Here is a 10,185-nt window from a genome sequence, read left to right as displayed (position 1 = left end):
GTGAGTTCCTAGACAGCTCCCACCACACCGGAGGTCTTCGCCATGTTCAAGACCAGACCAGTGTCAACAACGCTCGTGATCAATACACCTAGGGCCTGTCCGACCCTTCGCGTCGGATCAGGCCGGGCGAGCCGGACCCGGCGGGGACGGTCGGACAGGCCGAGGGGTGTCAGCGGCGTGTACGGACCCGGTCGCGGGTCTCGTACGGTTCAGCTCAGTTCGACGCCCGCGCTCTCCGAGGCGAGGAAGGCGGGGGTCGGCAGGCCCGCCTCGCCGGGGGTGAGCTGCATGAGGTGGGCGCGGACGTGGGCGGCACCGGCCTGGTAGGCCGGTTCCTTCACGACGGCGGTGTTGACCCACGTGTGGTCGCGGCCGTCGCAGACGGCCCGGGTGCCGCCGATGCCGGCGGAGTGGTCCCCCTGGACGAGGGTCGCGCTGACGAAGACGGGGCCGGCGCTGTCGTCGATGCAGTGGTACGTGCCGGACAGGCTGACCGTGCCGTCGGCGGCGACGACGCCGTGTCCGTCGATGGAGAGGCTGTCGGCCCCTTCCGCGTGGGCGAGGGGGGCGACGGCGGCGGCGAGCAGGGCGCCTGCGGCGAGGGCGATACGGACGCGCATGAGCGGGGTCCCTTCGGGATGTGGGGGGATGGTGCTGCCCGCCAGGGATACCGGATCAAGCCGCCCGCTGTCCGAAACTCACCCCATCGGGGGCGAGTTGGACAGCGGGCGCGCATACCGTCGTACGGTCAGTGCGGGGCCCGCCGGGCGGCCGCCTTCCGCAGCAGCGGCCAGGCCGACAGGATCGCGACGACCGCGTACACGGTGATCGAGAACGGCGTGTCCACCAGGCCCGTCAGCGATCCGTCGCTGATCTGGAGGGCGCGGCGCAGCTGCTGTTCGGCGGCCGGGCCGAGGATGACGCCGATGACCGCCGGCAGCACCGGCAGGCCGTAGCGCCGCATCCCGAGGCCGAGGAGGCCGATGACGAGCAGGACGACCAGGTCGAGCGCCTCGCCTCCGACCGCGTACGCCCCGACGGCGGCGAAGAACAGGATGCCGGCGTAGAGGTACGGGCGCGGGATGCGCAGCAGCTTGGCCCAGACCGGCGCCAGCGGCAGGTTGAGCGCGAGCAGCAGCACCATGCCGACGAACAGCGAGGCGATCAGGCCCCAGACCAGTTCCGGTTCCCGCTCGAAGAGCAGCGGACCCGGCTGGATGCCGTACTGCTGGAACGCGGCCAGCATCACGGCGGCGACGGCGGTCGTGGGCAGGCCCAGGGTCAGCATGGAGACGAGGGTGCCGGCCGCGGAGGCCGAGGCCGCCGACTCGGGTCCGGCGACGCCCTCGATGGCGCCCTTGCCGAACTGCTCCCTGTGCTTCGAGAGCCGCTTCTCCGTGACGTACGAGAGGAAGGTCGGGATCTCCGCGCCGCCGGCCGGGATCGCGCCGAACGGGAAGCCGATGAGGGGACCGCGCAGCCAGGACTTCCAGGTCCGCCTCACGTCGTCCCCGCCCAGCCAGGGGCGGCCGACGGGGATGGCCTCGCCGGCCGTGCGGCGCAGGTGCGCGGCGACCCACAGGGCCTCGCCGATGGCGAAGAGGCCGACCGCGACGATCACGACGTCGACGCCGTCGGCGAGCTGGAGCGAGCCGAAGGTGAGGCGCTGCTGCCCGGTCATCTGGTCGAGGCCGACCAGCCCGATCGTCAGGCCGATGAGGAGGGAGGCCAGGCCGCGGATGCGGGAGGAGCCGAGGACCGAGGTCACCGCGACGAAGGCGAGGACCATCAGCGCGAGGTAGTCGGGGGCGCCGATGTCGACGGCGAGCGCGGCGACGGTCGGGGCGAGGACGACGAGCAGGATCGTGCCGATCATGCCGCCGGCGAAGTGCCCGATGGCGGCGGCGGCGAGCGCCTGGGCGCCCCGCCCCGCCTTGGCCATCGGGTTGCCCTCGATGGCCGCGACGACGGCGGCGCTCTCACCGGGGGTGTTGAGCAGGATCGACGTGGTGGAGCCGCCGAACATGGCGCCGTAGTAGATGCCGGCGAACATGATGAAGGCGCCGGTCGGTTCGAGTCCGTACGTCACCGGCAGGAGCAGGGCGACGGCCATCGCGGGGCCGATGCCGGGCAGGACGCCGATGGCCGTGCCGAGGAGCACGCCGATCGCGGCCCACAGCAGGTTCATCGGGGTGAGGGCGGTGCCGAAGCCGTCGATCAGGGAGTTCAGGGAATCCACGGGTCAGATCACTCCCATCAGCGGGCCGCCGGGCAGCGGGACGCCGAGCAGCTTGTCGAAGACGGCGTAGGTGAGGAGCGAGAGGGCGGCCGCGATCAGCGGGTCGCGGTGGAGGTGCCGGCTGCCGAGGGCGTACGCCGCGCCCCAGAAGAGGAGGGCGCCCGCAACGGGGAAGCCGAGGGGGCCGATGAGGACGGCGAAGGCGAGGAAGACGCCGGCGAGGAGCAGGACGGTCCGCCAGTCCGCGGGTTCCGTCAGGTCGACGTCCTCGCCCGCCTCGGCCTCGCCCCGGCCGCCGCGCAGGACGTCGGCGGTGAGGAGGACGGCGACGAGCAGGAGACCGCAGCCGACCACGAGGGGGACGGTGGCGGGGCCGACGGGGCCGCGGCCGGTGACGTCGGCGTCGAGGGTGAGGGCGTCGGTGAGGACGAGGACGCCGAGGAGGAAGAGCAGGGCGCCGACGCCGAGTTCGGACCGCCCGCCCAGCAGGCTCTTGAGCGTGGTGGTCACAGGCCGAGCTCCTTCAGGACGGAGCCGACCCGCCGGTCCTGCTCGGTGAGGAAGGCGCCGAACTCGTCACCGGGCAGGAAGGCGTCGTTCCAGCCGTGGGTCTCCAGTGACTCGCGCCACTGCGGGGAGGCGTGCAGTTCCGTCACCAGGCCGACGAGCTTCTCCCGCTCGGCGTCGGAGAGGCCGGGCGGGGCGACGATGCCGCGCCAGTTGGTGAACTCGGTGTCGAGGCCCGCCTCGCGGAGCGTGGGGGCGTCGAGGCCGGGGACCCGCTGCGGGCCGGTGACGGCGAGGAGGCGCAGTTCTCCGGCCTTGATCTGGTCGAGGTACTCGCCGACACCGGAGACCCCGAAGCCGACCTTGTCGCCGAGGATGGAGGCGAGGAGTTCGCCGCCGCCGTCGAAGGGGACGTAGTTCACGTCCCCGGGGGCGATACCGGCGGCCTGGGCCATCAGCATCGGTGCGAGATGGTCGGGGCCGCCGGGCGAGGAGCCGCCGCCGACGGGCAGCTTCCCGGGGTCCTTCCTCCAGGCGGCGAGCAGCTCCTGGAGGGTCCTGTACGGGGAGTCCTTGCCGACCACCACGATGTCCTGCTCCTCGGTGAGCCGGGCGATCGGGGTGGTGTCGGCGAGGGTCCTGGGGGTCTTGTTGGTGTGGACGGCGCCGACGACGCCGAGGCCCATGGACATGGCGAGGCGGCCGTCGCCGCGTTCGCCGACGAGCCGGGTGAGGCCGACCGTGCCGCCCGCGCCGGGCAGGTTGAAGACCTCGATGTCGCCGGTGAGGCCCGCCTCCTCGGCGTTCTTGGCCGCGGTGCGGGCGGTGACGTCGTATCCGCCGCCGGGGGTGTTGGGGACCATGAAGCGCAGGCCGGGTATCCGGGTGCCGGTGTCGGAGCCGCTGCCGGGACTGAGCAGCGGGGGACCCACCAGCACGAGCAGCGCCGCCCCGAGGAGGGCGAAGAGGGTGCGCAACCGCACGGGAGCCGCCTCTCAGGTAGAGGGATGGGATGTGTGAGGTGGCCTACATGTTGCCGGTACGTGAAGGAGCTGTCTCTCTTCCGCAATCAACGGACGTTGTGGTCGTTGTGGTCGGGACCTAGCGTGTCGGCGTGACGAACGTGCTGGTGGTGGACGACGACTTCATGGTCGCCAAGCTGCACTGCCGCTATGTGTCGGCCGTGCCGGGTTTCCGCGTGTCCGGGGTCGCGCACAGCGGCGCCGAGGCCCTGCGCGCCGCCGAACGTCTCCGCCCCGACCTGGTGCTCCTCGACGTCTTCCTGCCGGACATGGACGGCGTCCAGGTGCTGCGGGAGCTGCGCGCCGCCGGTCTCGGCATGGACGCGCTGTTCATCACCGCCGCCCGGGACGTGGCCACCATCCGCTCGGCCCTGCGCGCCGGGGCGCTGCACTACCTCATCAAGCCCTTCAGCCAGGCGGCCCTGCACGAGCAGCTCCGCCACGTCGCCTCCCTGCGCACCCGCCTCGACGAGCTCGACGAGGCCCGCCAGGAGGACGTCGACCAGATCTTCGGCACCCGCCCCCGCGGCTCCCGGGAACTCCCGAAGGGCCTCGCCGCGCACACGGCCGACCTCGTCGCCTCCGTCCTCCGTTCCCGCCCTGAGGGCCTGTCGGCGACCGAGTGCGCCGAGGCCGGCTCCCTGTCCCGGGTCAGCGCCCGCCGCTACCTCGAGTACTTCGCCCAGACGGGCCGCGCCGAGGTCACCCTCCGCTACGGCGGAACGGGCCGCCCGGAACGCCGCTACCGCCCCCTGGGCTGACGTTCCTCAGGCGCTTCTTACCCCCGCCTTAACGGGGTCCTAAGGATCGCCGCATCCCCTTCTTCGAGGGCTTTCGCGGGGGTGGTGGCGGCTAGCGTGCGGGGCGTCCACCCCTCAGAGCCCCGTGAAGGAGCTGTCCCCCATGACCTCTCGCCGTACGGCCGCCGTCGTCGCCACCACCACCGCCGGCCTCGCGTGGGCCGGGCTGCTGTCCGGGACCGCGGTCGCGCACGGGTCGATGACCGATCCGGTGAGCCGGGTGGCGGGTTGTTACGCGGAGGGGCCGGAGGCGCCGCGGTCGGCGGCGTGCAAGGCGGCGGTGGCGGCGGGCGGGACGCAGGCGTTGTACGACTGGAACGGGGTGAACATCGCGAACGCGGCGGGAAAGCACCGGGAGTTGATTCCGGACGGGAAGCTGTGCAGCGCGGGGAACGAGAAGTACCGGGGGCTGGATCTGGCGCGGGCGGACTGGCCGGCGAGCCGGCTGGAGGCGGGGGCGCACACGTTCCGGTACAAGGGGACCGCGCCGCACAGGGGGCCGTTCGCGCTGTACGTGACGAAGGACGGGTACGACCCGGCGAAGCCGCTGAAGTGGTCGGATCTGGAGGAGAAGCCGTTCGTGACGGTGACGGACCCGCGGATGGAGAACGGTGACTACGTCTTCCGGGGGACGGTGCCGAAGAAGTCGGGCCGTCATCTGATCTATTCGGTGTGGCAGCGTTCGGACTCGCCCGAGGCGTTCTACACGTGCTCGGACGTGGTGTTCGGGAAGGACGGCGGCGGTACGGCCCCGGCGCCGACCGCGTCCGCGCCGAGCGACACGCAGATCGAGGAGGGCCGGGAGGAGTCCTCGGTGGAGCACGGCGGGCACGGGGACGGCGACGCGGCCACGGGCGCGGGGCAGACCGCCGCCGCGCCTGCGCCGTCGAACGAGCCGGCCACCGCCGCGTCGGCGCCGTCCGCCGAGCCGACCGCCGAGCCGACCGCCGCCGTCGGGACCGCCGCGCCCAACGCGCCGGTGCCCGCCGCCGGTTCGGACTCCGGGGTGGTGCTCGCCGAGACCGGGGGCGACGCCACCACGCCGTATCTGGCGATGGGTGGCGCCGCCGTGCTGACGCTCGGTGCGGCGGTGCTCTTCGGGACGGCGCGGCGGCGCCGTGCGGAGCGGTAGGGACTAGCCGATCACCGAGAGGCAGGTGGTCGGGGTGGCGTGGGCCGGGTCGAGGGCGTTGGCGACCTCGTGGAAGGTGACGCGGTCCGCGGTGCCGATGGCCACGTGCTCGGAGAGGTCGAGCGCGCACTTGTCCTGGATGAGGACGTTGGTGACGTTCGGACCGCTGAGGAACTGGGAGCGGTAGGGCGTGACGACCTCGTCGTACTGGGTCGCGATGACGTGGTAGCGGACGCCGGGGACGGTGTCGCCGCCCTCGTTGAGCCGGGTGATGAAGTCCGATCCGGCGATCTGGTCGGCGAGGCCGGGGGTCGTGGAGCTGATCAGGTCCTCGGCGCCGGGGAAGTACGGCAGGAGCTTGGTGAGGCCGAGCAGGGTGGTGCCGTGGTTGTCGGGGGCGATCCCGACGAGCGCGTTCACCTTCTCGGCCCCACCGAGGAACTTGAGGTACCAGCGGGGCATCATGCCGCCCTGCGAGTGTCCGACGAGGTCGGCCTTCGGGGCTCCGGTGGCGGCGAGCACCCGGTCGACGTAGGTGTCGAGCTGGCCGGCGGAGGCGGCGATGGGGCCGAGGCCGTTGAAGAACGGCACGCCGGGCAGCTGGCCGTAGTCGAGCGAGAAGACGCAGTAGCCGCGGTTCACCAGGTAGGGCGCGAGGGCGAGCCAGTTGTCGACGGAGTTCCCGAAGGTCCCGTGGACGAGGACGACCGGACGCGGGTGGGCGGCGGAGGGCTTGCAGGTGAAGTCGTTCCAGCCACGGCTGGGTGCGGTGCTCTCCGCCTGGGCCGAGGCGGACGCGGTGGGGGCGAGGGTGGCGGCGGCGGTCAGCAGGAGGACGGACAGCGCTCTGACGGCGTGCTTCCAGGGCTTCCGGGACCTTCGGGGCAGCATCGGGCGATCTCCTTGCGGCTCAAGGGGATGGTGGGGGTGCTGTGCCCTGCGGTCCGGACCACAAGTGGGGATGCGCGGTGGGGATGCGCTTCAGCCAAGCTACGCATCGGTAGCCTCGACTGGGAAGTTACGCGTCGGTAAAAAGTGGGGTGTCGCCGCGCGTCGGCCCGACGGCGACATCCACCGCCCACCGCCCGACGGCCCGACGGCCCGACGGCGACACCCACCGCCGACGGCCCGGCGGGGACACCCCCCGTCAGGCGGCCCGACGACCCGCCGGCTGCATTCGTGAGCACATTCCCCGAACTCGGCGCAGCCTGCTTTCGAACATGAGCGCGATAGCTCGTTCGGACCTGCCCCACCTGCGGGAACACCGCTCTCCCCGGAGCCTGGGGGGCATGAGTCTCGTCGATGAACTGAAAAGCGCCGTCACTCCCCGAGCCGCCCTGCTCGTCGTCGGCGTCTTCGCCCTCCAGCTGCTGTTCATCACCTCGTACGTCGGGGCCCTGCACGATCCGAGACCCACGGACGTCCCCTTCGGCGTGGTCGCCCCCGGGCAGGCCGCGACCGTTCTGACGGACCGGCTGGAGAAGCTGCCGGGCGATCCCCTCGACCCCCGCACGCTCGCGGACGAGGCCGAGGCGCGGGACCAGATCATGAACCGGGACATCGACGGGGCCCTCGTCGTCGACCCGCGGGGCCGCACCGACACCCTGCTCGTCGCCTCCGGCGGCGGCAAGGTGCTCTCCGCGACCCTGGAGGCGATGATGACGAAGCTGGAGGCGGCCAACCAGCGCGTCGTGCGCACCGTCGACGTGGCCCCCTCCTCCTCCCGGGACTTCAACGGACTCTCCGCCTTCTACCTGGTCATCGGCTGGTGCGTCGGCGGCTACATCTGCGCCGCGATCCTGGCGATCAGCGCCGGCTCCCGGCCCGCCAACCGCGAACGCGCGATCATCCGCCTCGGGGTCCTGGCGCTCTACTCGGTCCTCGGCGGGCTCGGCGGCGCGATCATCGTCGGCCCCGTCCTCGGCGCCCTGCCCGGCAGCGTCGCGGCCCTGTGGGGCCTGGGCGCCCTGGTGGTCTTCGCGGTGGGCGCCGCCACCCTCGCCCTGCAGTCGGTGTTCGGGATCGTCGGCATCGGCCTGGCGATCCTGCTCATCGTGATCGCGGGCAACCCGAGCGCGGGCGGCGCCTTCCCGCTGCCGATGCTGCCGCCGTTCTGGCGGGCCGTCGGCCCGTACCTGCCGCCGGGCGCGGGCACCTGGGCGGCGCGCTCGATCGCGTACTTCAAGGGCAACGACATGACCGCCTCGATGCTGGTCCTCTCGGCGTGGGCGGTCGTGGGCACGGTCGTCACCCTGGTGATGTCCTCGCTGAAGCGGAAGCCCGAGGCCGAGCCGATCGCCGGGGAGATGGGCGAGGTCAGGGCGTAGCCCGCGACGCGGTGAAGGAAGGCCCCCGCCGCCGCGGGGGCCTTCCGTCCCGGTTCCCGCCTAGTACACGTTCACCCCGTAGGCGCTCAGCGCCTCCGTCACGGGCTGGAAGAACGTCGTGCCGCCCGACGAGCAGTTGCCGCTGCCGCCGGAGGTGAGGCCGATCGCGCGGCTGCCCGAGTACAGCGGGCCGCCGGAGTCGCCCGGCTCGGCGCAGACGTTGGTCTGGATCATGCCGTAGACGATGTCGCCGCCGCCGTAGTTCACGGTGGCGTTGAGGCCGGTCACCGTGCCGCTGTGGGTGCCGGTGGTGGAGCCGCGGCGGGTGACGGACATGCCGACCGTGGCGTTGGCGGCGCTGGTGATGTCGACGCCGCCGACCGTGCCGGACTTGGTCACCGAGCTGTTGGTGTAGCGCACGATGCCGTAGTCGTTGGTCGGGAAGCTCGACCCGCTCGTGGAGCCGAGCACGGTGGTGCGGGACGAGTTGGAGTACCAGGTGCCCGCGCCGTCGGTGCAGTGGCCGGCGGTGAGGAAGTAGTAGTTCCCCGCGCTGTCCCTGACGTTGAAGCCCAGCGAGCAGCGCCAGCTGCTCGCGTAGATCGCGTCGCCGCCGGAGATCAGCTTGTTGAACGTGCCGGGGGTGCGCTCGACGCGCAGTGCTCCCGCGTTGGTCCCCGCCTGCCGCTTGATCTTCGCGATCTCGGCCGGGGAGACGGTGGAGTCGACGGTGACGACCACCGTTCCGGACGCCGGGTCGACGCGCCAGGCGGTGCCGGCCACGTCGGCGGCGAGGACGGCGTCGCTCGCCGCGGCGAGCTGGGTGACGCCGAAGGTTCCGGCGGAGTCGGCGTTCGCGGTGGGGACGGCGAGCGCCGCGGCGGCGGCGAGACCGGTCGCGACGGCGAGCATCCGGATGTTTCGCGTGGGGGTGGTGCGCATGGTCCTCACTTCTCGTTCCTCCAGAGGGGAATCGGGGGCCCTCAGTGGGGTGTCGGGCCCGTGAGGCGCGGCCAGGGGCCGGCGCTGTGGGGGAGTCTCGGGCCGTACGACTTCACGCCGCAAGGGCGCCTTTCAGCCGTACGGCCCTCGACTGTCGAGCTGTGTAAGGGCGTTGCTCAGTACAGGCTGACCCCGTACTTGGCGAGCGCCTCGGGCACCGGCTGGTAGAAGGTGGTGCCGCCGGTGGAGCAGTTGCCGCTGCCGCCCGAGGTGAGGCCGAGCGCCTTCGTGCCGTCGTAGAGCGCACCGCCGGAGTCGCCGGGCTCGGCGCAGACGTTGGTCTGGATCATGCCCTTCACCGTTCCGCCGCCGGAGTAGCGGACGGTGGCGTTGAGGCCGGTGACCGTGCCGCTGCGGGTGCCGGTGGTGGAGCCGGAACGCTTGACGGACTCGCCCACGTAGGCGTTCGCCGCGGTGAAGCCGCCGGTGTGGGAGAGCGAGGCGTTGTCGTAGCGGACCAGGGCGTAGTCGTTGCCGGGGAAGCTCGACCCGACGGTGGCGCCGATCAGCGTGGACTGCGCCGAGTTGGCGTACCAGGTGTTCACCACGTTGCCGCAGTGCCCGGCGGTGAGGAAGTAGTACGTGCTGCCGCTGCGGACGTTGAAGCCGAGCGAGCAGCGGTAGCCGTTGCCGTAGATGGCGTCCCCCGCCCCGAGCAGGGGCTTGAAGACGCCGGGGGCGCGCTGGATGCGGAGCGCGCCGGAGTCGGCGCCGGCCGCTCTCCGGATCTTCGCGAGTCCCTCGTCGGTGACGGTGGAGTCGGCGGTGACGACGACCCGGCCCGATGCCTCGTCGACGTACCAGGCGGTGCCGCCGACGCCGGCGGCATCGACGGCGGCGTCGGCACGGGCGAGCTGGGCTGCCCCGGCGGGACCGGGGGTGGGGGCGGCCTGGGCGGCGGGGAGTCCGAGGGCCGTGACGGCGGCGAGACCGGCGGCGACGGCGAGCAGACGGGTGCGGGTGTTCCTCACTGTGCTCCTCACTGTTCTCCTTCTGGGAAAAGCGGAGGGGCCCGTGGATGACGGGCCCGTGAGGCGCCATCAGGTGACGTGTTCCTGACATGCACCGCCAGTGATACTGGCGCGCGGAAAGCGGACGCACAAGACCGCAGTACGGACGGATGCCCCGGCCGTCATGGCCCGGGGCACCCGTCTGC

10 protein-coding genes are annotated in these 10,185 nt (G+C 72.4%); 3 read left to right on the top strand and 7 right to left on the bottom strand.

Going from position 1 to position 10,185, the window contains the following annotated elements:
- Positions 1-209: 209 nt before the first annotated feature.
- The 4 genes from AC067A_RS32855 to AC067A_RS32840 all read right to left on the bottom strand — a co-directional run bounded on the left by AC067A_RS32855 (position 210) and on the right by AC067A_RS32840 (position 3,729).
- The gene (locus tag AC067A_RS32855) at positions 210-620 is read right to left on the bottom strand and encodes a DUF6299 family protein (protein ID WP_479246622.1); all 411 of its coding nucleotides are present in this window, start codon (positions 618-620) and stop codon (positions 210-212) included.
- A gap of 128 nt (positions 621-748) precedes the next feature.
- Entirely contained in the window at positions 749-2,239 is a 1,491-nt protein-coding gene (locus tag AC067A_RS32850; protein WP_479246620.1) for a tripartite tricarboxylate transporter permease, read from the bottom strand.
- Positions 2,240-2,242: 3 nt separating this feature from the next.
- Positions 2,243-2,749 (bottom strand): tripartite tricarboxylate transporter TctB family protein, encoded by a 507-nt coding sequence (locus tag AC067A_RS32845; protein WP_479246618.1) that lies wholly within the window; start codon positions 2,747-2,749, stop codon positions 2,243-2,245.
- A complete protein-coding gene (locus AC067A_RS32840) occupies positions 2,746-3,729 on the bottom strand; it encodes a Bug family tripartite tricarboxylate transporter substrate binding protein (protein WP_479246616.1) in 984 nt (327 codons plus the stop codon). The genes AC067A_RS32845 and AC067A_RS32840 overlap by 4 nt, the downstream gene beginning before the upstream one ends.
- A gap of 131 nt (positions 3,730-3,860) precedes the next feature.
- Here AC067A_RS32840 and AC067A_RS32835 point away from each other — a divergent pair, with 131 nt between their 5' ends.
- A complete protein-coding gene (locus tag AC067A_RS32835) occupies positions 3,861-4,529 on the top strand; it encodes a response regulator (RefSeq protein WP_479246613.1) in 669 nt (222 codons plus the stop codon).
- Between the two features lie 142 nt (positions 4,530-4,671).
- On the top strand, positions 4,672-5,700 hold the full coding sequence (locus AC067A_RS32830; RefSeq protein WP_479246612.1) for a lytic polysaccharide monooxygenase: 1,029 nt from the start codon (positions 4,672-4,674) through the stop codon (positions 5,698-5,700).
- 3 nt (positions 5,701-5,703) lie between these two features.
- Here AC067A_RS32830 and AC067A_RS32825 read toward each other — a convergent pair whose 3' ends face one another.
- Positions 5,704-6,591 (bottom strand): esterase/lipase family protein, encoded by an 888-nt coding sequence (locus AC067A_RS32825; RefSeq protein ID WP_479246610.1) that lies wholly within the window; start codon positions 6,589-6,591, stop codon positions 5,704-5,706.
- 398 nt (positions 6,592-6,989) lie between these two features.
- On the opposite strand from AC067A_RS32825, the gene AC067A_RS32820 reads away from it, so the two are divergent.
- Entirely contained in the window at positions 6,990-8,027 is a 1,038-nt protein-coding gene (locus AC067A_RS32820; RefSeq protein ID WP_479246609.1) for a DUF3533 domain-containing protein, read from the top strand.
- 60 nt (positions 8,028-8,087) lie between these two features.
- Here the strand turns inward: AC067A_RS32820 and AC067A_RS32815 are convergent, their stop codons facing one another.
- Together AC067A_RS32815 and AC067A_RS32810 are read right to left on the bottom strand one after the other, a co-directional pair.
- Positions 8,088-8,978 carry a S1 family peptidase gene (locus AC067A_RS32815; RefSeq protein ID WP_479246607.1) on the bottom strand — a complete coding sequence of 297 codons (891 nt, stop codon included), beginning with the start codon at positions 8,976-8,978 and terminating at the stop codon, positions 8,088-8,090.
- Positions 8,979-9,145: 167 nt separating this feature from the next.
- Positions 9,146-10,012: a S1 family peptidase gene (locus AC067A_RS32810; protein WP_479246605.1), complete on the bottom strand. Its 867-nt coding sequence runs from the start codon at positions 10,010-10,012 to the stop codon at positions 9,146-9,148.
- Positions 10,013-10,185 lie beyond the last annotated feature (173 nt).

This window comes from Streptomyces sp. NPDC043176, from assembly GCF_056436715.1.
The sequence above is the reverse complement of the archived record's forward strand: the minus strand, read 5'-3'. Positions and strand labels throughout refer to the sequence as shown.